Raw genomic sequence first — 25999 nt, forward strand, 5'->3', positions numbered from 1 at the left:
TCGCTCCAACCGCAAACCCGAGGGCTTTTCGTCGAAGCGAGCCGCCTATTATGGCAGCCTTTTCGTTGCCGTCAACACCTGCGTGAGGGTGACTTCAACTTCCTGCCTTCGCTGCCAACCACTGGCCGGCGGCGAAGGAGCGGAAGTATGCAACCTGTTTCAGGTTTTGGGAAGAGGCAAATACACATCACCTGCACATCCCGCACCCCGCGGACGGGTACGCCGCCACGGGGCCATGAACTGCGGGGTCAGGCAGCAACCAACAACACCCGCGCGAACGTGCGCTTGCCCACCTGCAGCAGGCCTTCGAAGCCCGGCTGCAGGACCGTCTGCGCATCCTCGACCACCTGGCCGTCCACCTTGACCGCGCGCTCCTTGAGCTTGCGCGAGGCTTCCGAGTTGCTGGGCGTCAGGCCGGCGGCGGTCAGCAGCGCGCCGATGCGCAGGCCGTCGGCCGGCACCTTCACTTCCTGCAACGGCAGCTGGGTGATGTCGCCCTGCCCGGTCACCGCCGCATTCCAGCCGGCAATCGCCTGCTCGGCGGCGGCCGCATCGTGGAAGCGCGTGGCCAGTTCGCGCGCCAGGCGCAGCTTGATCTCGCGCGGGTTGATCGCGCCGGCGTCAACATCGGCGCGCAGCTGACTGGCCTCGGCAATGGAGATGTCGAAGCTGAGCAGGTCGATCCAGCGCCACATGAGGGTGTCGTCGATCTTCATGGTCTTGGTGACGATGTCGATCGCCGGTTCGCTGATACCAATGTAGTTGCCCAGCGACTTGGACATCTTGTTGACCCCATCCAGGCCCTCCAGCAGCGGCATGGTCAACACGATCTGCGGCTTCTGGCCGTAGTGCTCCTGCAGGCCGCGGCCCATCAGCAGGTTGAACTTCTGGTCGGTGCCGCCGAGCTCGACGTCCGCTTCCAGCGCCACCGAGTCGTAGCCCTGCACCAGCGGGTAGAGGAATTCGTGGATGGCGATCGACTGCTGGGCGGCGTAGCGCTTGGCGAAGTCGTCGCGCTCGAGCATGCGCGCCACCGTGTGCTGGCCGGCCAGGCGGATCATGTCGGCCGCGCCCATCTTGCCGAACCATTCGGAATTGAAGCGGACCTCGGTACGCGCGCGGTCGAGCACCTTGAACACCTGCTCCTCGTAGGTGCGGGCATTGGCCAGTACGTCTTCGCGGGACAGCGGCTTGCGGGTGACGTTCTTGCCCGAGGGGTCGCCGATCATGCCGGTGAAGTCGCCGATCAGGAAGATCACCTGGTGCCCGAGATCCTGGAACTGGCGCAGCTTGTTGAGCAGCACGGTGTGGCCCAGATGCAGGTCCGGGGCGGTGGGGTCGAAGCCGGCCTTGACCCGCAGCGGACGGCCGCTTTCCAGACGCTGGCGCAGTTCATCCACCTTGAGGATTTCATCGGCACCGCGGCCGATCAGGGCAAGGGCTTCATCAATCGAGGACACGCTAGAACTCCCGGCTTCGCCGTCAGACATGAATGTGTTAAGTGCAGGTTAACCGCCCAATTCATCAAAAAGCCATGCGGCTCAATGGTTTGACGCGGTATTGAAGGGTGACTATGTTACCCGCGTTTGGGCCCGCGATCCGGGCCGTCCAGAGAACCCAGCGATGTCCCAACCCGATCACGGCCAGGCGCGCAAACAGCGCTTTCAGGAACGACTCCACGTCCTCCACGACACCGCCCTGCATCGGAAGTTGAAGCAACACCTCCCGGCCGCGTTCAACGAACGCTGGACCCGGCGCCACTGGATCCACGCCAGCCTGTTCGCGACCATCGGCGCGCTGGCGGCGACCATCGTGCCGGGCTTCTCCAATGCCATCGACGCGCCCCTGCCGTCGGCGCACGCGACCCTGGCCCTGCCACTGCCGCCGCTGTCGCTGGCCCGGCGCAGCGAAACCCCGGGCGACAGCTGGCAGATCCTGCGGGTGGAACGCGGCCAGACCCTGAGCGACCTGTTCGAGATCGCCGGGGTGCCGGCGACGGTGATGCACCGGCTGCTGAACCACCCGGGTACCCGCGAGGCGCTGACCCGGCTGCGGCCGGGGGCCGAGATCGCCTTCGACCTGCCGGTCAACGGCCAGCTGCGCACGATCCGCTTCGACCGCGACCCCAGCCACCGCGTGGAGTTGACCCTGCAGGGCGACCAGATCCGCGAGAAGGTGCTGGAGCGCGCGACCACCACCCGCACCGTGGTCGCCAGCGGCGAGATCCGCAGCTCGCTCTATGCCTCGGCCCTGAAGGCCGGGCTGTCGCCCTCGGCCATCAACACGATGACCGACGAGATCTTCAAGTACGACATCGACTTCTCCAAGGACGTGCAGCCGGGCGACCGCTTCAGCGTGGTCATGGACGAGACCTGGCGCGAGGGCGAGCGCATCGACACCAGCAAGATCCTGGCCGCCACCTTCAGCACCGGCGGCAAGACCTATACCGGGTTCCGATTCGAGCGCGGCGGCAAGTCCGAGTACTTCGACCTCAACGGCCGGCCGCTGAAGAAGAGCTTCATCCGCATGCCGATTCCGTTCGCGCGGCTGAGCTCCACCTTCGGCTCGCGCCGCCATCCGATCCTCGGCACCATGCGCATGCACAAGGGCGTGGACTATGCCGCCGGCACCGGCACCCCGATCATGGCCGCCGGCGACGCCCGCGTGCAGTTCGCCGGTACCCAACGCGGCTATGGCAACGTGGTGATCCTCGACCACGGCCGCGGCTACACCACGCTGTACGGGCACATGTCGCGCTTCGGCAAGATCCGCACCGGCCAGCGCGTGAACCAGGGCACGGTGATCGGTTATGTCGGCTCCACCGGCATGGCGACCGGCCCGCACCTGCACTACGAATTCCGGGTCAACGGCCAGCACCGCAACCCGCTGTCGGTGACCATGCCGCCGCCGGAGCCGCTGAAGGGCGCCGAGCTGGCCGCGTTCCGCGCCCAGACCGCGCCGGCGATGGCGCGCATCCAGGGCATGGAAGAGCTGATGTACGCCGATGCCGGCAAGGACAAGCCCACGGTCACGGCCAGTGCCGCGACCCCCGTGGCGGCCGGCAACAAACGCGGCTGAGCCGCGCCGCCGCGTTGACGACAGGGGCAGGGAGCCTTGAAGCTTCCCTGCCCTTTTCGTTTCCGGCCCCGGCATGACCTCCATCGATCCACAGCTGCCGTTGTTCCTCGGCCTGATGTCCGGCACCAGTGCCGACGGCATCGACGCCGCGCTGGTGCAGTTCCCGGCTGAAGGCGGCTGCCGGTTCGTGCACGGGCATACCTGCGACTGGCCGGCGCGGACCCGCGAGGCACTGGTGGCGTTGGGACAGGGCGCCGAGCCGGCATCGCTGGATGCGCTCGGGCAACTGGACGCCGAAGTCGGCATCGCCTTCGCCGCCGCCGCCAATGGCCTGCTGGAGCGGGCCGGGATCAGCCGCGCGCAGGTGCGGGCGATCGGGTCGCACGGGCAGACCATCCGCCATCGCCCCACGGCGCTGCCTGCCTTCACCTGGCAGATCGGCGACGCCCACCGCATCGCCGAGCTGACCGGGATCACCACGGTGGCCGATTTCCGCCGCCGCGACGTGGCCGCCGGCGGCCACGGCGCGCCGCTGATGCCGGCCTTCCACCTGGCAATGCTCGGCAACAGCGGCGAGGACCGGGCGGTCCTCAACCTGGGCGGCATCGCCAACCTGAGCCTGCTCGCGCGCGACGGCAGCCTGCGCGGGTTCGACACCGGCCCGGCCAATGCGCTGCTGGATGGCTGGTGCCAGCGCCACCTCGGCGCCGCGTTCGATGCCGATGGCGCCTTCGCCGCCACTGGTCGGGTGGACGAGGCGCTGCTGGCGCGGTTGCTGGACGATGCCTGGTTCGCGCTGCCACCGCCCAAGAGCACCGGCCGTGAACAGTTCCACCTGGACTGGGTGGACGCGCGGATCGGCGACGCGCCGCTGGCGCCGGCCGATGTGCAGGCCACCCTGGCCGAACTCACCGCCGCCACCGTCACCGATGCACTGCGGGCGCACCTGCCCGGCGCACGCCGGCTGCTGGTATGCGGCGGCGGCGTCCATAATCCCCACCTGCTGCGGCGCATCGCCGCGCGGCTGCCGGGAGTGGAGGTGGTCTCCAGCGCCGCGCATGGGCTCGACCCGGACTACATGGAAGCGATGGGCTTCGCCTGGCTGGCACGCGAAGCCCTGGCCGGACGCCCGGGCAACCTGCCCAGCGTCAGCGGCGCGCGCGGGCCGCGGATCCTGGGCGCGATCCACCCGGCGTGAAACCTTGGGGCGCGGCCCCGAAAATCGCCCGCACGGATGCTGGGGTGCCGGGCGTCCCCCTGCCCTGCCCGTTGTCGTAGCTGCCGGGCTCGCCCGGCACGGTTTGCCCGGCATGTCGCATGCGGGGCAAGCCCGCATCTACGGCGAGCCGCGTTTGCCTGAAGCCGGGGCATCGGGGCGCGCCCTGGCCCGTGCCGGGCATGCACTCAACCGAATTCGGCGCCGGCGGGCAACGCCTGCAGGGCATGGATGGCCTCGGACAGCACGTCCACCTCCGGGTTCTCGAAGCCGTGGCTCATCTCGTGCTCGCCGGCGAACAGGCCCTGTTCGAGCAGCACCAGGCAGGTATGTTCGCGGGTCCAGCCACGCGCCACCGCAAGGCGGCGGATGCGTTCAAGCAGCAGCGGGTCGACATCCCGCAAGATCACGTCGGCCATGTCATTCCGCCAGCAGTCCGGCGGATCCCCCCGCGGGCATCATCGACGACGCGGCGCCCGGTTTCAACGGCGGGCGGAACGCGGCTCGCGCGATCCACCCGCGCGCGGCGCATTCAGCCGGACGTGGTGGCCTTGCGCGCCTGCATCGCCGCGAGCGCCACGCACAGCAGCAGCACCGGTATCGCCAGCAGCGCGGTGCCGACGAAGAACAGCGCGTAGCCCTCCAGCAGGGTGCGGCCCTGCGCCAGGTATTGCACGGTCATGCCCGACAGGCCCTTGAGCGCCTTGCCCGGCATCGCGTAGAACGAGCTGAGCAACGCATATTGGGTCGCGGTGTAGCCGATGCTGGTCAGGCTGGACATGTAGGCGATCAGGGCGGTGCCGGCGAAGCCGCTGGACAGGTTGTCCACCGCCATGGCGATGGCGAACTCCAGCTTGCCCGGGCCGACGTAGGCCATCCATGCGAACGCCAGGTTCGAGCAGGGGCCAAGCACCGCGCCGACCAGCAGCGCCGCCATCACCCCCCAGCGCACCGAGATCACCCCGGCCAGGGCGATGCCGAAGAATGTGGCCACCAGGCCGACCGAGCCGCGCACCGCGCCCACCGTGTCCTCGTCCAGGCCGAGGTCGACGTAGAACGGGTTGGCCATGGGGCCCATCACGAAGTCGGCCATGCGGTAGATGCTGATCGCCGCCAGGATCAGCAGCGCGCCGCTGCGGTACTCGCGGAAGAACATCACGAACGGGCCGATCACCGCGTCGAACAGGCCGCGCGGGGTCCACAGCCGGGCGGCCTGGTCGTGCACGGCGAGCACCGCCCGCGCCGGTTCGCGCGCCAGCAGCACCGCGGCCACGCCCAGGCCCATCAGCGCCGCCATGATCTCGTAGGACACCTGCCAGCCCACGCGCGCGGCGATGATCAGGATCAGCGCGTCGGTGACCAGCAGCGCGGTGCGGTAGCCCAGCGCCGAGGAGGCGGTCAGCAGGCCGAGCTGCTCGCTGCTGCTGGCGCTCTCGATGCGCCAGGCGTCGATGACGATGTCCTGGGTGGCCGAGGCGAACGCCACCACGGTGGCCAGCACCCCGAACACGAGCAGGTGCTCCACCGACAGGCCCAGCACCAGTATGTTGCCGCCCTTGGGCTGCACCAGCGCCATGCCGACCAGGGCCAGGCCGGCGAACAGCTGCGACAGCAGCATCCAGCCGCGGCGGCGCCCGAACACCCGCCCCAGCACCGGCACGTCGGTCTTGTCGACGATCGGCGCCCACAGGAACTTCATCGAGTACGCCAGGCCCACCCAGGACAGGAAGCCGATGGTGTCCAGCTCGATGCCTTCCTTGCGCATCCAGAAGCCGAGCGTATTGCCGACCAGGTAGATCGGCAGGCCGGAACTGAAGCCCAGCAGCAGCATCGCCAGCACCTTGCGCTGGCGCAGGTTGCCCATCACCTCCCGCCAGCCCTGGCGGCGCTTCGGCGCGGCCTCGCTCACAGGTCGTAGTCCACGCTGAACGGGGCGTGGTCGGAGAAGCGCTCGTCGCGGTAGATCGAGCAGCCGCGCAGGCGCCCGCGCAGGCCGGGGGTGACCAGCTGGTAGTCGATGCGCCAACCGACGTTGTTGGCGCGCGCCGCGCCCCGGTTGCTCCACCACGTGTAGTCCTGCCCCTGCGGGTGCAGCACGCGATAGGCGTCCACCCAGCCGCGGCCGGCGCCCGGGTCATGCTCCCCGGGCAGGTCGGCGCACAGGCCGTTGAGCCAGTCGCGCTCCTCGGGCAGGCAGCCCGAATTCTTCTGGTTGGACTTCCAGTTCCTGATGTCCAGGGCGGTGCGCACGATGTTCCAGTCCCCGCACAGCACGTAGTCGCGGCCGCTGGCCAGCCACTGGTCGAGGATCGGCCGCAGCCATTCCATCACCTCGAACTTGAAGCCCTGGCGCAGCTCGCCCGACGAGCCGGACGGGATATAGAAGGAGACCACGCTCAGGTTGCCGAAGCGGGCCTCGATGTAGCGGCCCTCGTCGTCGAACGGGGCCCAGCCCAGCTCGGTGCGGACCTCGTCCGGCTCGCGCCGGCTCCAGATCGCCACCCCGCTGTAGCCTTTCTTGGTGATGGCGTCACGGTAGAAACAGTGGTGGCCATCGGGGCGGAACAGCGGGTCGGACAGCTGCGACTCCTGCGCCTTGGTCTCCTGGATGCACAGCACGTCGGCCTGCTGGCCGGCGAACCAGGCGCCGAAGCCCTTGGTGGTGGCCGAACGGATGCCGTTGGCGTTGAAACTGATGATGCGCATGGGAAACCGCTGACAGGCCCGGGACGGCACAGCATACCGCCCGCGCCAGCATTCCCCGAAGCCATGCTTTACCCTAGGCGCCTTCAATAGACGACAGAAAAGCGCATTACATGAGTGACCATCGTTCCCGCTTCCTGCAGCTGGCGCTGAACGCCGATGCCCTGCGCTTCGGCCAGTTCACCCTCAAGTCCGGCCGGGTAAGCCCCTATTTCTTCAATGCCGGCCGTTTCGACACCGGCCTGGCGCTGGCCCAGCTGGGCAACTGCTACGCCGACGCGGTCGAATCCTCCGGCGTCGCCTTCGACCAGCTGTTCGGGCCGGCCTACAAGGGCATCCCGCTGGCCACCGCCATCGCCTGCGAGTTCTCGCACCGCGGCCGCAACCTGCCGCTGACCTTCAACCGCAAGGAAGCCAAGGACCACGGCGAGGGCGGCACCCTGATCGGCGCCGACATGGCCGGCAAGCGCATCCTGATCGTCGACGACGTGATCACCGCCGGTACCGCCATCCGCGAGGCGCTGGCCATCATCCGCGCCGCCAACGGCATCCCCGCCGGCATCGTGGTCGCGCTGGACCGCCAGGAGATCGCCTCGGAGGAGGACCGCCGCTCGGCCGCCCAGGCTGTGGCCGCCGAGACCGGCATCCCGGTGATCGCCGTGGCCAACCTGGCCGACCTGCTTGCATTCGCGTCCGGGAACCCGGAACTTGTCGGCTACCGCGAACCGTTGCTGGCCTACCGGGCCCGTTACGGAAGCAATCCAACGGGCTGACCGCAGGGGGCTGTCATGAGGCCGAATCCGTCCATCACCGGCGCCGGCATGCTGCTGGTGCTGGCTGCGCTGACACTGCCGGTACCGGTGCCGGCACAGGACAAGCCGGCCGACCCCGGCAAGAAGCTCTACTGCTGGGACACCGCCCGGGGTGAGCGGATCTGCTCGGACACCCTGCCGCCGGAGGCGGTCAACAACGCACGCCAGGAATTCAGCGCGCGCAGCGGCCTGCGCAGCGCCGACGTGCAGCGCGCGCTCACCGCCGAGGAACGCGCCGACGCCGAGCTCGCCGCGGCGCAGGCGCAGGTGGATGCGGCGGCGGCCGAGACCCGCAGGCGCACCGAGCAGGCCATGCTGTCCACCTATGGCAGCGAGGACGCACTGCGCCGCGTGTTCAACGAGCGCGCGGCCATCGTCGACAACAACATCAAGACCGCCATCTACAACGTCGGCAGCCTGCGCGAGGCGCTTGCCACCCAGTTGTCGATCGCCGGCGACCGCGAACTGGCCGGGCAGAAGGTGACCGACAAGCAGGCCCAGGACATCCGCCAGCGGCATACCGAACTGCTGGCCCAGCTGCGGCTGCAGGCCGCCTTCGAGCAGCAGCGCAAGGCGCTGGACGTGGAGATCGCCGAAACCCTGGCCCGCTACCGCGAGCTCAAGGGCACCGCCGCGGCGGCCGACGCGGCCGATACCCCGGCATCGCCGCCGGGCTGAGCGCGCCCACCGGCGGAACCCCGCAAGCGGCCCCCGGGCCGCTTTTTCGTTGCCTTCAGCCCCCGCCAGCCCGGCACCGCACCGGCGGCCAAACCATGGCCACCCACTTTTTTATGGCGTTTTTACGCCGCGACCGGGCACGCGGCATCGAACGTTTACGGCCCCCGGAAGCACCATGGCGCTCCTGGCACGGGCGGCCATGCTGGCAATGCGCCGCCACTTTCCCATCCACACGGTACGTCCGCCGCGCAGGCGGTCGCGCCACCGAACCGAGGTTCCCAATGCCCGGCTGGCTTTTCTTCCTGTGCGGACTGGTGGCGCTGGTCGCTGCCGCCTACCTGCTGTACGCGGTCCTGCGTCCCGAGTCGTTCTGAGGAGCACGCCATGACCGAAGCCCTTGTCATCCTGCTGGCCGGCATCGCCCTGGCGTGGCCGCTGGGCCTGTACCTGGCGCGGCTGATGCGCGGCACGCCCATGCGCATCGACCCGCTGTTCCGGTGGATCGAGACCCCGCTTTACCGGCTGCTGGGCGTCGACCCGGGGCGTGCCATGTCCTGGCGCGGCTATGCCCTCGCCTTCCTCGCCAGCAACCTGGTGCTGGCCGTGCCGACACTGGCGGTGTTCATGACCCAGGCCTGGCTGCCACTCAACCCGGACCATGTTCCCAACCTGCGCTGGGACACCGCGCTGCACACGATGGTGTCGTTCCTGACCAACACCAACCAGCAGCACTACAGCGGCCAGGCGCAGCTGTCCTACCTGTCGCAGATGACCGCCATCACCGGCCTGCAGGTGATCACCCCGATGATGGGCCTGGCGCTGGCGGTGGCCACGCTGCGGGCGCTGTTCGCCCGGGCGCCGGGCCAGCAGTCCGGTGCCGGGGCGGCGGCCGCGCCGGTCACGGTCGGCAACTACTACGTCGACGTGGTGCGCCTGTGCCTGCGCTTCCTGCTGCCACTGTGCCTGGTATGGACCCTGCTGCTGACCTGGCAGGGCGTGCCCTCGACGCTGGCCGCGGGCCCGCAGGCCACGCCGATCGATGCCGGCGCCGGCATGGCGACGCAGAAGGTTCCGCTGGGCCCGGTGGCGGCGATGGTCGCGGCCAAGCAGCTCGGCGCCAATGGCGGCGGCTGGTACGGGCCGAACAGCAGCTTTCCGCTGGAGAACCCCACTCCGCTGTCCAACGCGCTGGAGCTGGTGGGCATCGTGCTGGTACCGATGGCGGTGGTGTTCATGATCGGCGCCTTCACCGGCCGCCGCCGCTTCGGCGCGCTGGTGTTCGGCTGCATGCTCGGCATGTCGCTGCTGTCCACCTTCGGCACGGTGTGGCTGGAAGGGCACGGCGCCAGCGCTGCCAGCCCGTTGCTGATGGAGGGCAAGGAAGTCCGCTTCGGCGCCGACGGCACCGCGCTGTGGGCCACGCTCACCACGCAGGTGCAGAACGGGTCGGTCAACGGCATGCAGGATTCGATGAGTCCGCTGGCCGGCATGGCGTCGCTGGTCAACATGCTGGTCGGCGCCATCTGGGGCGGCATCGGCTGCGGCCTGCAGCAGTTCCTGGTGTACCTGATGCTGGCGGTGTTCCTGGCCGGGCTGATGACCGGGCGCACGCCCGAGCTGTTCGGCCGCAAGCTGGAAACGCCCCAGGTACGGCTGCTCGCCCTGCTGGTGCTGCTGCAGCCGATCACCCTGCTTGGCATGACCGCGCTGACCCTGGCCATTCCCGGCCTGGCCGGTATCTCCAACCCCGGCTTCCATGGCATCACCCAGGTGTTCTACGAGTTCACCTCGGCCTATGCCAACAACGGCTCGGGCCTTGAAGGACTGGCCGACAACACCGTCTGGTGGAACCTCAGCTGCGCGCTGGTGCTGGCGCTGGGCCGGTTCCCGGTGCTGATCGTGCCGCTGGCCATCGCCGCGCAGCTGGCCGGCAAGCGGCAGGCGCCGCAGGGCGCCGGCAGCCTGCAGATAGAAACCCCGACCTTCGCCCTGACCCTGGTCTGCGTGATCGTCGTCCTCACCGTGCTGCAGTTCATGCCGGCACTGGTGCTCGGCCCGGTGGCCGACCACCTGGGCCTGGCGCTGCAGGGAGCCTGACATCCATGAGCGCTTCGATGAACTCCCCTGTTTCCCGCCCGGCCACGCGCCGCCCACCGCTGCTGGACGCCGCCGGCTGGCGCCAGGCGCTGCGCGAATCCGTGCGCAAGCTCGCGCCCGCGCACCTGCTGCACAACCCGGTGATGGCCGTGGTCATGGCCGGCACCGTGCTGGCGCTGCTGCTCACCCTCGGCGGCCAGGCGCCGCTGGGCTTCGGCCTGGCGGTCACCGCGATCCTGCTGCTGACGGTGCTGTTCGGCAACTTCGCCGAAGCCGTGGCCGAGGCGCGTGGGCGCGGCCAGGCATCGGCGCTCCGGCGCGCGCGCCAGGACCTGGTGGCACGCCGCCTGGCGGCACCGCGGTTCGGTGCGGCCGAAAGCGCGGTTGCCGCCGCGGCGCTGCGCCCGGGCGACCACGTGATCGTCGGCGCCGGCGAGTTCGTGCCGGCCGACGGCGAGATCGTGCAGGGCCTGGCCACCATCAACGAGGCCGCCGTCACCGGCGAGTCGGCACCGGTGCTGCGCGAGGCCGGTACCGACCGCTCCGGCGTGATCGGCGGCACCAAGGTGCTGTCCGACCAGATCGTGGTGCGCGTCACCGCCGAGCCCGGACACAGCTTCCTGGACCGCATGATCGCGCTGGTGGAAGGCGCCAACCGGCAGAAGACGCCGAACGAGATCGCGCTGACCCTGCTGCTGGCGGCGATGTCGCTGACCTTCCTGGTGGTGGTGGCGACGCTGCCGGCGATCGCCGCCGCCGTCGGCGTGCGGCTCGATCCGCTGCTGCTGATCGCGCTGCTGGTGTGCCTGATCCCGACCACCATCGGCGGGCTGCTGCCGGCCATCGGCATCGCCGGCATGAACCGCGCGCTGCAGGCCAACGTGCTGGCCAAGTCGGGCAAGGCGGTGGAAGTGGCCGGCGACGTGGACGTGCTGCTGCTCGACAAGACCGGCACCATCACCTACGGCGACCGCCAGGCCAGCGCCTTCCACCCGCTGGCGGGCATCGAGGCCGGGCACCTGCGCGAGGCCGCGCTGCTGTCCTCGCTGGCCGACCCGACCCCGGAGGGCAGGTCGATCGTGCGCCTGGCGCGCGAGCAGGGCTGCACCACCGGCGAGCCGGACCGGGCCGACTACCTGGCGTTCAGCGCGCAGACGCGCATGTCGGGCGTGGACCTGGCCGACGGACGGCGCATCCGCAAGGGCGCGGCCGACGCCATCACCGCGCACGTGTCGGCACTGGGCGGCAACGTCCCCAACGAACTGCAGGCGCGCGTGGACCAGGTCGCGCGCGGCGGCGCCACGCCGCTGGTGGTATGCGAAGGCCGGCACGTGCTGGGCGTGGTCGAGCTGGCCGACGTGGTCAAGCACGGCATGCGCGAGAAGTTCGCACAGCTGCGGGCGATGGGCATCCGCACGGTGATGATCACCGGCGACAACCCGCTGACCGCCGCGGCCATCGCCGCCGAAGCCGGCGTGGACGACTACATCGCCCAGGCCCGGCCCGAGGACAAGCTGGCGCGGATCCGCAGCGAACAGGCGGGCGGGCGGCTGGTGGCGATGGTCGGCGACGGCACCAACGACGCCCCGGCGCTGGCCCAGGCCGACATCGGCCTGGCGATGAACTCCGGCACCCAGGCCGCCAAGGAGGCCGGCAACATGGTCGACCTAGACTCGGATCCGGCCAAGCTGCTGGCGGTGGTCGAGGTGGGCAAGCAGCAGCTGATCACCCGCGGCGCGCTGACCACCTTTTCGCTGGCCAACGACGTATCCAAGTACTTCGCGATCCTGCCGGCGCTGTTCGCCGCGGCGATCCCGTCGATGGCGGCGTTGAACGTGATGCAGCTGTCCAGCCCGCGCAACGCGGTGCTGGCGGCGCTGGTGTTCAACGCGCTGGTGATTCCGGCGCTGATCCCGCTGGCATTGCGCGGCGTGCGCTTCCGCCCGGCCACCGCCACCGCGCTGCTGCGCCGGAACATGCTGGTCTACGGCCTGGGCGGGGTGCTGCTGCCGTTCGCGGCGATCAAGGCCATCGATCTTCTCCTCGTCCTGGTACTCGGCGCATGACCCCCAAGACCTCCATTGCCCTGTGGCGCCCGGCCATCGGCCTGACCCTGTTCGCCCTGCTCGGCACCGGCCTGGCCTATGCCACGCTCGCCACCGGCATCGCCGGCACCCTGTTCCCGGCCCAGGCCGACGGCAGCCTGGTCCGCGATGCGGACGGCCGCGTGCGCGGTTCGCTGCTGCTGGCGCAGCCGTTCGCCGGCGACGGCTACTTCCAGGCACGGCCATCGGCCAGCGGCTACGACCCGATGGCCGCCGCCGGCAGCAACCTGGCGCGCGGCAACCCGCAACTGGCGCAGCGCGTGGCCGCTGAAACCGCCGCGGTGGCGGCGCGCGAAGGGGTCGCGGCAGCGCAGGTGCCCGGCGACCTGGTCACCGCCTCCGCCAGCGGACTCGACCCGGAGCTGTCGCCGGCCGCCGCAAGGCTGCAGGTGGCCCGCGTGGCGCGGGCGCGTGGCTGGCCGCAACAGCGCGTGCAGGCCCTGCTGGAGCGCCACGTGCAGGCGCCCGGGTGGGGCGTGCTGGGACAGCCGCGGGTGAATGTGATCGCGCTGAACCTGGCCCTGGATGCGGCCGCGCATGCGCCCTGATTCCGCCGCTGCCGGCGGCGGCGCACAATCGCGGCCATGAACGATACCCGCAGCCGCCAGGCCGATGCGCTGGCCGGAAGCCTGCAACGCGAAGCCGGCGGCAAGCTGACGGTCTTCCTCGGCGCCGCGCCCGGCGTCGGCAAGACCTTCGCCATGCTCACCCGCGCGCAGGAACAACTGCGCCGCGGCGTGGACTTGGTCGCGGCGGTGGTGGAAACCCACGGCCGCGACGACACCGCCGCGCTGCTGCACGGCCTGCCGGTGATCGCGCTGCGCGAGGTCGAGTACCGCGACCATCGCCTGCAGGAGATGGACCTGGACGCGGTGCTGGCGCGGCACCCGGCCCTGGTGCTGGTGGACGAACTGGCCCACCGCAACGCCCCCGGCAGCCGCCACGAACGGCGCTGGCAGGACGTGATGGAACTGCTCGACGCCGGCATCGACGTGTGGACGACCATCAATATCCAGCACCTGGAAAGCCTCAACGACGTGGTGATGCGCATCACCGGCGTGCGCGTGGCCGAAACCGTGCCCGATGCGGTGTTAGACCGTCTGCACGACATCGTGCTGGTCGACCTGCCGCCGCGCGAACTGGTCGAGCGCCTGCGCCAGGGCAAGGTGTACGTGCCCGAACAGGCGGCGCAGGCGCTGCAGGCGTTCTTCTCGCCCGCCAACCTCACCGCGCTGCGCGAGCTGGCCATGCAGGAAGCGGCCGACCGCGTCGACAGCAGCCTGCGCGAGACCCGCGCGGCGCGCGGCGAGGGCAACCTGCCGCTGCGGCGCCGGGTGCTGGTGGCGATCGACGGCGGCGGCCAGAGCGAATACCTGGTGCGCGTGGCCCGGCGCATCGCCGAGCGCCGCGACGCCCCGTGGACCGTGGTCACGGTGCAGCATGGCCGCCAGGACGAGGCGACCCGCCGCGAGATCGACGCCGCCTTCGCGCTGGCGCGCCGGCTCGGCGGCGACGCTGAACTGCTGCACGGGCCGGGCATCGCCGACGTGCTGCTGGACCATGCCGCGCACAACGCCGTCTCCACCCTGGTGCTGGGCCGCACCCGCGAACGGCCGCTGGCGCGGCTGTTCAACCAGACCCTGACCCAGCAGCTGATCCAGCGCGGCGCGCACTACGAGATCACCATCATCAGCACGCCGCAGGCGCGCGCCAGCGCGCGCCGGGCGCGGTTGTCGCTGGATCCGGAGAACTGGCGCCGGGATGCCGGGCTGGCGCTGCTGGCCACCGCCGTGGCCTGCGGGGCGGCATGGCTGGGCGAACGCTGGATCGGGCTGAGCGACCTGGCGATGGTGTTCATCGTCGCGGTGGTGCTGGTGGCCGCGCGCACGCGCATGGGCGCGGCGGTGCTGGCGGCCACGCTGTGTTTCCTGGCCTACAACTTCTTCTTCATCGCGCCGCGCTTCACCTTCGCCATCAATGCGCGCCAGGGCGTGATCACCGTGTTCCTGTTCCTGGCCGCGGCGCTGGTGGCCGGGCGGCTGGCGTCGCGGCTGCGCATGCAGGTGGTGGCGCTGCGCGCGGCCAACCGCCATGCCAACGTGCGCCAGGCGCTGGGCCGGCAGCTGGCCAGCGCGGTGGACAACGCGCAGGTGGCGCATGCCGGCCGGGTCGCGCTGGAGCAGGCGCTGGACGCGCCGGCCTGGGTGCGGGTGGCGCACGACACCAGCACCGGCGGCAGCGCCGCGCCCGGCGACACAGACCTGGCCGCGGCCGACTGGGCGCTGCGCCACGGTCAGCCGTCGGGCCGCTTCACCGACACCCTGGCCGGCGCCGACTGGTGGTTCCTGCCCCTGCTCGACGGCGAAGGGCATGGCATCGGCGTGGCCGGCCTGCGCTTCGACCGCCAGCATCCGCGGCTGGCCCCGGAGCAGCGCCAGCTGGCCGAGGCGATGGTCGACGACATCGCCCAGGCGGCACTGCGCACGCGGCTGGTCGCCGACCTGGAAACCGCCCACCTGCACAACGAGACCGAACGCCTGCGTTCGGCGCTGCTGTCGTCGGTATCGCACGACCTGCGCTCGCCGCTGGCGGCGATGATCGGCTCGGCCGACAGCCTGTCCAGCTATGCCGAGGCGATGGATGCCGGCGACCGCCGCGCCCTGCTCGACACCATCGTGGTCGAGGGCGAGCGCCTGGACCGCTACATCCAGAACCTGCTTGACATGACCCGGCTGGGGCACGACGGGCTCAAGCTCAGCCGCGACTGGATCGGCGTCGACGAACTGATCGGCTCGGCGGCGCGGCGGCTGCAGCGCTACCAGCCCGAAGCGCTGCTGAAGCTGGACATCCCGCACGACCTGCCGCCGATCTGGGTGCACCCGGCGCTGGTCGAACAGGCGCTGTTCAACGTGATGGAGAACGCGGCCAAGTTCTCGCCGCCGGGGGTGGCGGTGGAAGTACGCGCGCGCGTGCGCGACGGCGAACTGTGCATCGAGGTGATCGACGAGGGACCGGGCATTCCCGACGCCGAGCGCCTGCGCATCTTCGACATGTTCTACAGCGTCGAGCGCGGCGACCGCGGCCGCCAGGGCACCGGCCTGGGCCTGACCATCTGCCAGGGCATGATCGGCGCGCATGGCGGCCATGTCGAAGCGCTGCCCGGCCGCGATGGACGCGGTACGCTGGTGCGCATGACCCTGCCCCTGCTCCAGCCCCACCCGGAAGGCCCGCGCGACGATGCCTGACACCCCGGCCATACCGCCAGCGCGGGTGCTGGTGATCGACGACGAGGTGCAGATCCGCCGCTTCCTCGATATCTCGCTGCGCGCCCAGGGCTATGCCACCGCGCAGGCCGCCAGCGGCGGCGAGGGGCTGCGTGCGCTGGCCGGCGAAGGCGCCGACCTGGTGATCCTGGACATCGGCCTGCCCGACATGGAAGGCCACGAGGTGCTGGCCGAACTGCGCCAGTGGAGCCAGGTGCCGGTGATCATGCTCAGCGTGCGCGGTGGCGAGGCGGAGAAAGTGCGGGCACTGGACAACGGCGCCAACGACTACGTGACCAAGCCGTTCGGCACGCAGGAACTGATGGCGCGGGTGCGGGCGCTGCTGCGCGGCCGCAGTACCGACGGCGACGGCCAGGTGCCGCTGTTCGACGATGGCCACCTGCGCATCGACCTGGCCCGCCGCGAGGTCCGCGTGGATGGTGCGGCGGTGGCGCTGACCCGCAAGGAATATGCATTGCTGGCGCTGCTGCTGCGCAACGCCGGGCGGGTGGTCACCCAGCCGCAGATCCTGCAGGAAGTCTGGGGCCCGAGCCATCGCCACGACACCCACTACCTGCGCATCCTGGTGGGCCGGCTGCGGCACAAGCTCGGCGACTCGGCGCTGCAGTCGCGCTACCTGTTCACCGAACCGGGCGTCGGCCTGCGCTTCCAGGCGCCCTAGGGCCACGCGCCACTGGGCGCGGGCGCGGGCCCTGTCCCTGCCTGCAACGGCGGAGCACCCCTGCGCGGCGCGGATGCGCCGGCTCAGAAATTCAGTTCGGTTCCCGCCGGCAGCACCCGCTGCAGCTGCTCGCGGAACAGGCCCTTGATCCGCTCCAGCGCCTCCGCGTCGTCCGCCTCGAACCGCAGCACCAGCACCGGGGTGGTGTTGGATGCGCGCACCAGTCCCCAGCCATCGCTGAAATCGGCGCGCAGGCCGTCGATGGTGGAGATGCGCGCGGCAGCGAACGGCGAATCCTCGGCCTGCGCGGCGGCCACCACCAGTGCCACCTGCGCATGCTGGGTGCCTTCGGCCACCGCCACTTTCAGCTCCGGCGTGGAGACCGCATCGGGCAGTTCGTCGAACACCGCCGACGGATCCTCCTCGCGCTGGGCCAGGATCTCCAGCAGGCGCGCGGCGGCATACAGGCCGTCGTCGAAGCCGTACCAGCGCTCCTTGAAGAAGAAATGCCCGCTCATCTCGCCGGCCAGCTCGGCGTCGGTCTCGCGCATGCGCGCCTTGATCAGCGAATGCCCGGTCTTCCACATCATCGGGCTGCCGCCGTTGCGCAGGATGTAGTCGGCCAGGCGCCCGGTGCACTTGACGTCGTAGATCACCATCGCGCCGGGGTTGCGCGCCAGCACATCGGCGGCGAACAGCATCAGCAGGCGGTCGGCGAACACGATGCGGCCCTCGCGGGTGACCACGCCCAGGCGGTCGCCGTCGCCGTCGAAGGCGATGCCGAGGTCGGCGTCGAAACGCTGGACCATCTGCACCAGGTCCTCGAGGTTGTGCGGTTCGCTCGGGTCCGGGTGGTGGTTGGGGAACTGCCCGTCGACCTCGCAGTACAGCGGGATCACGTCGGCGCCGATGGCTTCCAGCAGCTGCGGCGCGACCGCGCCGGCGACGCCGTTGCCGGCGTCGGCCACCACCTTGAGCGGGCGGTCCAGCTGCACGTCGTCGGCGATGCGCTGCACGTAGTCGGCGATGACCTCGCGCTGCTGCAGGCCGCCCGGGGTGTCGGCCCGCTGCAGGCGGCCTTCGACGATGCGCCGGTACAGCTCGGTGATCGCCTCGCCGGACAGGGTTTCGCCGCCGATCACGATCTTGAAGCCGTTGTAGTCCGGCGGGTTGTGGCTGCCGGTCACCGCCACGCAGCTGCCGGCGCGCAGGTGGTACGCGGCGAAGTACACCACCGGGGTCGGTGCCATGCCGATGTCGATGACGTCGCAGCCGGCGCGGCGCAGGCCCTCGACCAGCCCGGCCACCAGCTCGGGGCCGGACAGGCGGCCGTCGCGCCCCACCACCACCTCGCGCAGGCCCTGGGCCTGCATCTGGCTGCCGATGGCCTGGCCGATCAGCGTGGCCACCGCCGGCGTCAGCTCGCTGCCGACCACCCCGCGGATGTCATAGGCGCGGAAAATGCCGGCGGCCACGGTACCGATATCCGTCCCCGGCGACGGCGCATCGCCGGCCTCATCGGCCTCGCGCGCGCGCGCCGCCGCCACCGGCAGCGGTTCCTGCGCCAGCGCCTCGCTGAGGGTGACGCCATCGTCGGCATCCAGCGGCTCGCCACCGCGCCGCAGCACCGGCAGGCGCAGGCGCTTGCGGCCAACCAGCAACAGCACCGCCGTCGCCAGCATCAGCAGCGCCACCGTCGCACAGGCCAGGGCACCCAGGCCCAGCGGGCCTTCGCCCAGGTCGGGCATCTCCGCCACCACGCGCAGGCCGGCGTCGGCCACTGGCCGCGCCAGCGCATCGGCACCGCCGCCCAGCGCGGTATCGCCGCGCCGCACGATGGTGAATCCCCCCTGGCGCAGGCCGAGGAAGGCCGAATCCGGCGCGTCCAGCGCGTCGAACACGGTGGTCAGGCGGTTCAGTGGCTGGCGGACGTAGATCACCGCCGGCCGCTCCTGCAGGCGGACCGGCGCGGCCAGGCCCAGCCGCGGCGCATTGCCGTCGCGCACCACGCGCGCGACCGGCTTGCCTTCGCTCATCGCCAGCTCCAGCAGCGCCAGCCGCGAGTAGCCGAACGCGGCCGGGTCGGCGTAGGCATCGGCCAGCGCGCCATCGAATACCTGCGCGTCGTCCACCCCGCTCCACTTTTCGCGCACCGCCGCGGCGGCGGCGGCGGCGTCGCCATTGGCCAGGGCGGCCTTGACCGGCGCCAGTTCCAGCTGGCGCGCGAACTGGGTGGTCTGCGCGGCCAGGGTCGCGTGCAGTTGCTCCACCGCCTGGTCGCGCGCCTGTTCCAGCCGTGCGCCGGTACCGGCCTGCCGCCATTGCTCGAAGGCCCCCCAGCCGAACCAGCCGGCCAGCAGCACCAGCAGCGCCGCCAGCAGCGGCGTCGAACGGCCGAGCGCCGGGCGCGGGCGCCGGCTTTGGTTCCCTTGGCTCATCGTGCGTTCCCCTGTCAGCGCACTCCGGTGTGGCCGAATCCACCCGTTCCACGCGCACTGTCGATGAAAGTATCCACCACCTGCAAGCTCACGCGGGCGATGGGCATGACCACCAACTGGGCGATGCGGTCGCCCGGCTCGATGGTGAACGGCTCGCGGCCCCGGTTCCACACGCTGATCAGCAGCGGCCCCTGGTAATCGGCATCGATCAGCCCGGTGCCGTTGCCCAGCACGATACCGTGGCGGTGGCCCAGTCCCGAGCGCGGCAGCACCACCGCGCACAGGCCCGGGTCGGCGATGTGGATGGCGATGCCGCTGGGCAGCAGCGCCGCGTCGCCGGGTTCCAGCGCCATCGGCGCCTCGATCGCGGCGCGCAGGTCCATGCCGGCGCTGGCCTCGGTGGCATAGGCCGGCAGCGGCCACGCGTCGCCGAAGCGGGGGTCCAGCAGCTTCACCTGCAGGGGGTGCGGGGTGGCGTTCGTGTTCATGCGTCCAGTCGCTCCGCGATCAGGTCCAGCAGTTGTTCGGCCAGCTGGGTCTTGGCGGTGCCCGGGAATGCGCGCTGGCCATCGCTCCAGTAGGCGGTCGCCGCGTTCTGGTCGCTCTCGAAGCCGCCGCCGGCGATGCCCACCTGGTTGGCGATGATCAGGTCCAGGTGCTTGTCGGCGAGCTTGCCGCGCGCGTACTTCTCCACGTCGTGGGTCTCGGCGGCAAAGCCGACCACCAGCTTCAGCGCCTGCTCCTGGGTGGCCACCTCGGCCAGGATGTCGGGGGTGCGCACCAGTTCCAGGGTCAGCGTCTGGCTGCCCGCGGTCTTCTTCAGCTTCTGCTGCGCCACCTGGCGCGGGGTGTAGTCGGCCACGGCCGCGGCGCCGATGTAGATATCGGCGGGCAGGGCGGCCAGCACCGCCTCGCGCATCTGCGCGGCCGAACGCACATCCACCCGCTGCACGCCGGGCGGCGTCGGCAGTTGCACCGGGCCGCTGACCAGCACCACCCGCGCGCCACGGCGCGCGGCCGCGGCCGCCAGCGCGTAGCCCATCTTGCCGCTGGAGCGGTTGCCGACATAGCGCACCGGGTCCAGGTCTTCATACGTCGGCCCGGCGCTGATCAGCACCTGCATGCCCTGCAGCCGGTCCGGCGTGGCCGCCGCGGCGGGCGCGGCGTGGCCGGCGCCGGCAAGCGCGGCGACGATGGCCTCCGGTTCGCTCAGCCGCCCGGGGCCGGATTCGCCCTCGGCCAGCGGGCCGTCCTCGGGCCCGACCACCTGCGCGCCGCGCTCGCGCAGCAGCGCGATGTTGGCCTGGGTGGCCGGGTGCAGCCACATCCGGTGGTTCATCGCCGGGCACACCGTCAGTGGCGCGGTCGTGGCCAGGCACAGCGTGGTGACCAGGTCGTCGGCATGGCCATGCGCCAGCCGCGCCAGCAGGTCGGCGGTGGCCGGCGCGATGACGATGCGGTCGGCCCAGCGCGCCAGTTCGATATGGCCCATCGCCTGTTCGGCGGCACTGTCCCACAGGGTGGTACGCACCGGCTGCCCGGACAGGGCCTGGAAACTGAGCGGGGTGACGAACTGCTGGGCACCGTCGGTCATGGCCACCTGCACGCGGGCGCCGGCGTCGCGCAGCCGGCGCACCAGTTCCAGCGCTTTGTAGGCGGCGATGCCGCCGCCGACGCACAGCAGCAGCTTGTGTCCGTCCAGCGGCCGGGCGGGCGCATGGACACTGTGGGGAAAGCCGGTCACTTGAGGAAATCCTACCTACGCAAGAATCTTTAGCTTACCCGAAGGGTCCGTGACGACTTATTACCGTGCACGCCCCTGACACCCACCCTGTGGGCATGCACATCCGCCATTGGCCCGACACCGAACGCCCCCGCGAAAAGCTGCTGGCACACGGAGCCAGCATCCTGTCCGATGCGGAGCTGCTGGCCATCTTCCTGGGCTCGGGCCTGCCGGGCCAGGACGCGATACGCACCGCGCGCGAGATGCTGCAGGCGCATGGCACGCTGCGGGAGTTGATGGACCGCGGCGCGCGCGAGCTGATGCGGGTACCGGGCCTGGGCCCGGCCCGCGCCTGCCGGCTGGTGGCGGCACTGGAACTGGGCCAGCGCCACCTGGCCACGGACCTGGAGCGCGGCACCAGCCTGACCGACCCCGACTCCGCCGGCCGCTACTTCGTGCAGCGGCTGCGGCCGCGGCCGCACGAGGTCTTCGCCGCCCTGTTCCTGGACAACCGGCACCGGGCACTGGCCTTCGAGGAGCTGTTCCGCGGCAGCATCGACGGCGCCGAGGTGCACCCGCGCGAACTGGTGCGCCGGGCGCTGGCGCACAACGCCGCGGCGGTGATCGTGGGCCACAACCATCCTTCGGGCAACGCCGAACCCTCCACGGCCGACCGTGCGGTCACCCTGCGCCTGCGCGACGCGCTGGCCCTGGTACAGATACGGCTGCTGGACCACTTCGTCATCGGCGATGGCCCGCCGGTGTCGCTGGCCGCCCGCGGCTGGATGTAACCGATGGCGCGCGCCCCACCCTGGCGGCCCTGTCCGTCCCGCCGGCGCCGGCACCCCGGCGCCGGCCGCCGGACATGGCCAGGCCCGCCGCCACCCTCCGGGCCACGGCCTGCACCTGGCGTTGACGTCGCTGACCGTCCGCGCCGCCGCGGCAGCAGCGGTCCCGCCGCTCGGGTAAAATGCGCAGTTCCGCGCTCCAAGCAGACAGTCACGTGAAATCCCTACTCCGCGCCCTGATCGGCCAAGGCATCGAAGCCTTGCGCGCCAACGGTACCCTGCCTGCCGACACCCTGCCGCCGGATTTCGTGGTCGAACGACCCAAGACCCGCGAGCATGGCGATTTCGCCACCAACGCCGCCATGCTGCTGGCCAAGGCCGCGCGCAGCAACCCGCGGGCCGTGGCGCAGGCGCTGGTCGCCGCGCTGCCGCCCAGCGACGACGTCGCCAGCGTCGAGATCGCCGGCCCGGGCTTCATCAACTTCAAGCTGGCGCCGGTGGCGTTCCAGCGCGAGGTGGCGAGCGTGCTGCGCGAAGGCGCCGATTACGGGCGCAACCTGGGCGGCAACGGCCGCAACGTCGGCGTCGAGTACGTCTCGGCCAACCCGACCGGCCCGCTGCACGTCGGCCATGGCCGCGCCGGCGCCATCGGCGACTGCATCGCCCGCGTGCTGGAAGCCAACGGCTGGAACGCCAAGCGCGAGTTCTACTACAACGACGCCGGCGTGCAGATCGAGAACCTGGCCCGCTCGGTGCAGGCGCGCGCGCGCGGCTTCAAGCCGGGCGACGAACAGTGGCCGGCCGACGCGTACAACGGCGAATACATCGCCGACGTCGCCAAGGCCTACCTGCTCGGCCAGACCGTCGAACTGGAAGGCAGCCAGGTGGTCGGTGCCGGCGATGCCGAGGACATCGAAGCCATCCGCCGCTTCGCCGTGGCCTACCTGCGCAACGAGCAGAACCAGGACCTGGCCGCGTTCGGGGTGGATTTCGACATCTACTTCCTGGAGAGCTCGCTGTACAAGGACGGCAAGGTCGCCGAGACGGTGGACCAGCTGGTTGCCTCCGGCCACACCTACGAGGAAGGCGGCGCGCTGTGGCTGCGCTCGACCGATTTCGGTGACGACAAGGACCGCGTGATGCGCAAGTCCGACGGCACCTACACCTACTTCCTGCCGGACGTGGCCTACCACCTGAGCAAGTGGCAGCGCGGCTACGAACGCGCCATCACCGAACTGGGCGCCGACCACCACGGCTCGCTGGCGCGCGTGCGCGCCGGCCTGCAGGCACTGGGCGTGGGCATTCCGCAGGGCTGGCCGGAGTACGTGCTGCACCAGATGGTGACGGTGATGCGCGGCGGCGAGGAAGTGAAACTGTCCAAGCGCGCCGGCAGCTACCTGACCCTGCGCGACCTGATCGACGAGGTCGGCAGCGATGCGGTGCGCTGGTTCCTGATCGCGCGCAAGCCCGACTCCCAGCTCACCTTCGACATCGACCTGGCACGCCAGCAGAGCAACGACAACCCGGTGTTCTACGTGCAGTACGCGCATGCCCGGGTCTGCTCGCTGCTGCGCCAGGCGCAGGAGAAGGGCCTGGACTACGACCAGGCGCAGGGCCTGGCCGCGCTGGCGCAGCTGGACGACGCCGCGTCGCTGGAGCTGATGAACGAAATCTCACGTTACCCGGAAGTGGTCGAGGCCGCCGGCCTGGCGCTGGAGCCGCACCTGGTCGCGCAGTACCTGCGTGAATTGGCGCACGCCTTCCACACGTGGTATCACGGGACGCCGGTGCTGGTGGACGATGCCGCCCTCCGCAATGCCCGCCTCGCGCTCGCCGGCGCGGCGCGGCAGACGCTCGCCAACGGCCTGGGCCTGTTGGGCGTGAGCGCACCGGAAAAGATGTAAGCAAGGAGACGTTGCAGAAATGGCAGCACGACGCGGCAAGAGCCAGGCCCGGCGCAACAGCGGCAACGGGACGCCCGGCTGGGTATGGCTGGTCGCCGGCGCGGCGATCGCGGCCGTGGTGTTCCTGGCCGCCCCGAACCTGTTCAAGAAGGAAGGCGACGGCTTCCTGCGGGTGGGCCCGCAACCCAACCCGGACGCGCAGCCGGCGCCGGTCGCCGACGCCGACATCGACGCCGGCGCGGACCTGCCGCGTCCGGCCGCGCACGATGGCGCGCAGCCGGCGGAAAAGCCGGCCGCCACCCAGTACGACTTCTACACCCTGCTGCCTGGCAAGGAAGTGCAGATGTCCGACGCCGAACTGGCGGCCAGCGCGCGCGCCGAGGAGCAGCGCCGGGCGCAGGCCGCACGCACGGCGGAGGCCAGCGAGGCCCAGCGCGCGCAGGCGGCCCTGGAAGGGCGCCCGGTACCGGCGGCCGCCGCACCGTTGCCGGCGCCGATCAGCGAGGCGCCGCGCCCGGCCGTGGCCACGGCCAGCACCGCGCCCGGCACCGCGGCCCCCACCGTGGCCGTGGCGGACAGCGCGGCGAAGCGCGCGGAACCGGCGACGCCGGCCGCGGCGGCAGGCAGCGACAACGTCCGCTACATCCTCCAGGCCGGCGCGTTCGGCGCGTCGGGCGACGCCGAGGCGACCAAGGCCAAGCTGGCGATGATGGGCCTGGCCGCCCGCGTCGAATCGGCGCAGATCAACGGCAACACGGTCTACCGCGTGCGCATGGGCCCCTATGGCAGCGCCAGTGAACTGGCCGAAGCCAAGGCCAAGCTCAACGGCAGCGGCCTGCAGGCGATGGCCATCAAGGCGCAGTAACACCGCCTTGGCGGTGTTACCCCAAGGTTTGCGCGGCAAACCTTGGGCCCCGTGCCCTTTTTCTCCATAACCCCGCGCCTGTCGGCGCGCCCCGGTAGCACCGCCACGGCGGTGTTACCCCAATGTCTGCTACGCAGACATCGGGCCCCACGCCCGCTTTTCCCACAACCCCGCGCCTGTCGGCGCGCCCCCTTGACTCAAGGGGGCTGCGGCTCCGGTGGGAACGTTGTAGGTGCGGGCTTGCCCCGCACCGGATCCGGCGGGGCGCGCCATTCGCGGCAGGCTCCGCGTCTACGGGCCCGTATTCTGCGAGGTGCGGAAATCGCGGGCGCAGCGGCGTCGCTACGTAGACTTCCCACCAACGTTCTTGACACAGGGCCCAATGCGGGGCAAGCCCCGCATCTACGGGCGTCCGCTTCCCAAGGTGCGGGGATCGAAGGTGCAGCTGAATCGCCTGTGGTGGCTTCACCCCAATGTTTGTGAAACAAACTTTGGGCCCCGTACCCGCTTTTTCCACAACCCCGCGCCTGTCGGCGCGCCCCCTTGACTCAAGGGGGCTGTGGCATCCGGTGGGAACGTCGTAGGTGCGGGGCTTGCCCCGCACCGGATCTGGCGGCGTGCGCCATTCGCGGCAGGCTCCGCGTCTACGGGCCCGTGTTACTTCATGTCTGCGCAGCGGAACATCGAGCCCCACAACGCTTTCTTCCACAGGCCCGCGCCTGGCGGCGCCCCCCGTTACTCAAATGGACTGGATCTCCGCCGGGTGGGCGCTGTCGGCATGCGGGTTGGCGCGATCGACTGCCCGGGAGGCCGCGCCGCGCCAGCGCCGGTACGCCGCGAAGGTGCGAAAATCGAGGACCCTTCCCCCTGGAAAGCCCGCCATGTCCAAGACCGTCCTGATCACCGGCGCCACGTCCGGTTTCGGTGCCGCCGCCGCCCGTCGCTTCGCCGCCGCTGGCTGGAAGGTGATCGCCACCGGCCGCCGTGCCGAGCGCCTGCAGCCGCTGGTGGACGCGTTCGGGGCGGACACGGTGCACGCGGCGGCGTTCGACATCCGCGACGCGGCGGCCATGGAGGCGGCGCTGGCGGCGTTGCCCGCGCCGTTCCGTGGCATCGACCTGCTGGTCAACAACGCCGGCCTGGCGCAGGGCACCGCCGCCGCCCAGCACGCCAGCCTGGAAGACTGGCGCACGATGATCGACACCAACGTCACCGCGCTGGTCACCCTCACCCACCACCTGCTGCCGCGGCTGATCGAACGCCGCGGGGCGATCATCAACATCAGCTCCACCGCCGCGATCTATCCGTATCCGGGCGGCAATGCCTATGGCGGCACCAAGGCGTTCGTCAGCCAGTTCTCGCTGGGCCTGCGCGCCGACCTGCACGGCACCGGCGTGCGCGTGACCGCGATCGAGCCGGGCATGGCCGAGACCGAGTTCACCCTGGTGCGCACCCATGGCAACCAGGCCGCCTCGGACCAGCTCTACAAGGGCGCCAACCCGATGACCGCGCAGGACATCGCCGAGCAGATCTTCTGGGTCGCCAGCCTGCCGCCGCACCTGAACGTCAACCGCCTGGAGCTGATGCCGGTGAGCCAGTCGTTCGCCGGTTTCCAGGTGGCGCGCGAAGGCTGACGCCGGCGCGGGC

21 protein-coding genes are annotated in these 25999 nt (G+C 70.9%); 14 read left to right on the top strand and 7 right to left on the bottom strand.

Features of this window, described 5'->3' with window-relative positions; all coding sequences use genetic code 11:
• Positions 1-248: 248 nt before the first annotated feature.
• Complete coding sequence (gene tyrS, locus AC06E6_RS11590; RefSeq protein WP_104937763.1) at positions 249-1460, bottom strand: tyrosine--tRNA ligase; 1212 nt, start codon at positions 1458-1460, stop codon at positions 249-251.
• A gap of 163 nt (positions 1461-1623) precedes the next feature.
• Between tyrS and AC06E6_RS11595 the strand changes: the two genes are divergently transcribed.
• Positions 1624-3078: a M23 family metallopeptidase gene (locus AC06E6_RS11595; protein WP_240213113.1), complete on the top strand. Its 1455-nt coding sequence runs from the start codon at positions 1624-1626 to the stop codon at positions 3076-3078.
• A gap of 73 nt (positions 3079-3151) precedes the next feature.
• On the top strand, positions 3152-4276 hold the full coding sequence (locus AC06E6_RS11600) for an anhydro-N-acetylmuramic acid kinase (RefSeq protein WP_240213114.1): 1125 nt from the start codon (positions 3152-3154) through the stop codon (positions 4274-4276).
• Positions 4277-4482: 206 nt separating this feature from the next.
• Here the strand turns inward: AC06E6_RS11600 and AC06E6_RS11605 are convergent, their stop codons facing one another.
• The 3 genes from AC06E6_RS11605 to AC06E6_RS11615 form a co-directional block, all read right to left on the bottom strand.
• The gene (locus AC06E6_RS11605; RefSeq protein WP_054662598.1) at positions 4483-4713 is read right to left on the bottom strand and encodes a hypothetical protein; all 231 of its coding nucleotides are present in this window, start codon (positions 4711-4713) and stop codon (positions 4483-4485) included.
• Positions 4714-4826: 113 nt separating this feature from the next.
• The gene (locus AC06E6_RS11610; RefSeq protein WP_240213115.1) at positions 4827-6203 is read right to left on the bottom strand and encodes an AmpG family muropeptide MFS transporter; all 1377 of its coding nucleotides are present in this window, start codon (positions 6201-6203) and stop codon (positions 4827-4829) included.
• Positions 6200-7000, bottom strand: coding sequence for an exodeoxyribonuclease III (locus AC06E6_RS11615; protein WP_240213116.1), 801 nt, complete (start codon positions 6998-7000; stop codon positions 6200-6202). Before AC06E6_RS11615 ends, AC06E6_RS11610 begins: the two co-directional genes overlap by 4 nt.
• Positions 7001-7110: 110 nt before the next feature.
• Here AC06E6_RS11615 and pyrE point away from each other — a divergent pair, with 110 nt between their 5' ends.
• The 8 genes from pyrE (at position 7111) to AC06E6_RS11655 (ending at position 16634) form a co-directional block, all read left to right on the top strand.
• Entirely contained in the window at positions 7111-7770 is a 660-nt protein-coding gene (gene pyrE / locus AC06E6_RS11620; RefSeq protein ID WP_104937758.1) for an orotate phosphoribosyltransferase, read from the top strand.
• A 15-nt stretch (positions 7771-7785) separates the two neighbouring features.
• Positions 7786-8487 (top strand): hypothetical protein, encoded by a 702-nt coding sequence (locus AC06E6_RS11625; RefSeq protein WP_104937757.1) that lies wholly within the window; start codon positions 7786-7788, stop codon positions 8485-8487.
• Between the two features lie 281 nt (positions 8488-8768).
• The gene (locus AC06E6_RS11630; protein WP_104937756.1) at positions 8769-8861 is read left to right on the top strand and encodes a potassium-transporting ATPase subunit F; all 93 of its coding nucleotides are present in this window, start codon (positions 8769-8771) and stop codon (positions 8859-8861) included.
• Between the two features lie 10 nt (positions 8862-8871).
• Positions 8872-10584: a potassium-transporting ATPase subunit KdpA gene (gene kdpA / locus AC06E6_RS11635; protein ID WP_240213117.1), complete on the top strand. Its 1713-nt coding sequence runs from the start codon at positions 8872-8874 to the stop codon at positions 10582-10584.
• 17 nt (positions 10585-10601) lie between these two features.
• Entirely contained in the window at positions 10602-12650 is a 2049-nt protein-coding gene (gene kdpB, locus AC06E6_RS11640) for a potassium-transporting ATPase subunit KdpB (protein WP_287145510.1), read from the top strand.
• On the top strand, positions 12647-13237 hold the full coding sequence (kdpC, locus tag AC06E6_RS11645) for a potassium-transporting ATPase subunit KdpC (RefSeq protein WP_240213119.1): 591 nt from the start codon (positions 12647-12649) through the stop codon (positions 13235-13237). Before kdpB ends, kdpC begins: the two co-directional genes overlap by 4 nt.
• A 36-nt stretch (positions 13238-13273) precedes the next feature.
• Complete coding sequence (locus AC06E6_RS11650; protein ID WP_240213120.1) at positions 13274-15934, top strand: sensor histidine kinase; 2661 nt, start codon at positions 13274-13276, stop codon at positions 15932-15934.
• Entirely contained in the window at positions 15927-16634 is a 708-nt protein-coding gene (locus AC06E6_RS11655; RefSeq protein WP_104937751.1) for a response regulator transcription factor, read from the top strand. Before AC06E6_RS11650 ends, AC06E6_RS11655 begins: the two co-directional genes overlap by 8 nt.
• Positions 16635-16717: 83 nt before the next feature.
• On the opposite strand, the gene AC06E6_RS11660 is transcribed toward AC06E6_RS11655, so the two are convergent.
• Genes AC06E6_RS11660 through coaBC form a run of 3 tightly spaced genes read right to left on the bottom strand, consistent with a single transcriptional unit; the run spans position 16718 to position 20816 of the window.
• Positions 16718-19072: a phosphomannomutase/phosphoglucomutase gene (locus tag AC06E6_RS11660; RefSeq protein WP_240213121.1), complete on the bottom strand. Its 2355-nt coding sequence runs from the start codon at positions 19070-19072 to the stop codon at positions 16718-16720.
• 14 nt (positions 19073-19086) lie between these two features.
• Entirely contained in the window at positions 19087-19560 is a 474-nt protein-coding gene (gene dut / locus AC06E6_RS11665) for a dUTP diphosphatase (RefSeq protein ID WP_161615423.1), read from the bottom strand.
• On the bottom strand, positions 19557-20816 hold the full coding sequence (gene coaBC / locus AC06E6_RS11670; RefSeq protein WP_240213122.1) for a bifunctional phosphopantothenoylcysteine decarboxylase/phosphopantothenate--cysteine ligase CoaBC: 1260 nt from the start codon (positions 20814-20816) through the stop codon (positions 19557-19559). The genes dut and coaBC overlap by 4 nt, the downstream gene beginning before the upstream one ends.
• Before the next feature lie 95 nt (positions 20817-20911).
• Between coaBC and radC the strand changes: the two genes are divergently transcribed.
• The 4 genes from radC to AC06E6_RS11690 all read left to right on the top strand — a co-directional run bounded on the left by radC (position 20912) and on the right by AC06E6_RS11690 (position 25986).
• Positions 20912-21586: a RadC family protein gene (gene radC, locus AC06E6_RS11675; RefSeq protein ID WP_104937748.1), complete on the top strand. Its 675-nt coding sequence runs from the start codon at positions 20912-20914 to the stop codon at positions 21584-21586.
• 212 nt (positions 21587-21798) lie between these two features.
• Entirely contained in the window at positions 21799-23487 is a 1689-nt protein-coding gene (argS, locus tag AC06E6_RS11680; RefSeq protein WP_240213123.1) for an arginine--tRNA ligase, read from the top strand.
• 19 nt (positions 23488-23506) lie between these two features.
• Positions 23507-24352: an SPOR domain-containing protein gene (locus AC06E6_RS11685; protein ID WP_240213124.1), complete on the top strand. Its 846-nt coding sequence runs from the start codon at positions 23507-23509 to the stop codon at positions 24350-24352.
• Between the two features lie 881 nt (positions 24353-25233).
• Entirely contained in the window at positions 25234-25986 is a 753-nt protein-coding gene (locus AC06E6_RS11690) for an SDR family NAD(P)-dependent oxidoreductase (RefSeq protein WP_104937745.1), read from the top strand.
• Positions 25987-25999: the final 13 nt, after the last annotated feature.

Source organism: Stenotrophomonas sp. Steno-Z10-HUANG (assembly GCF_056393075.1).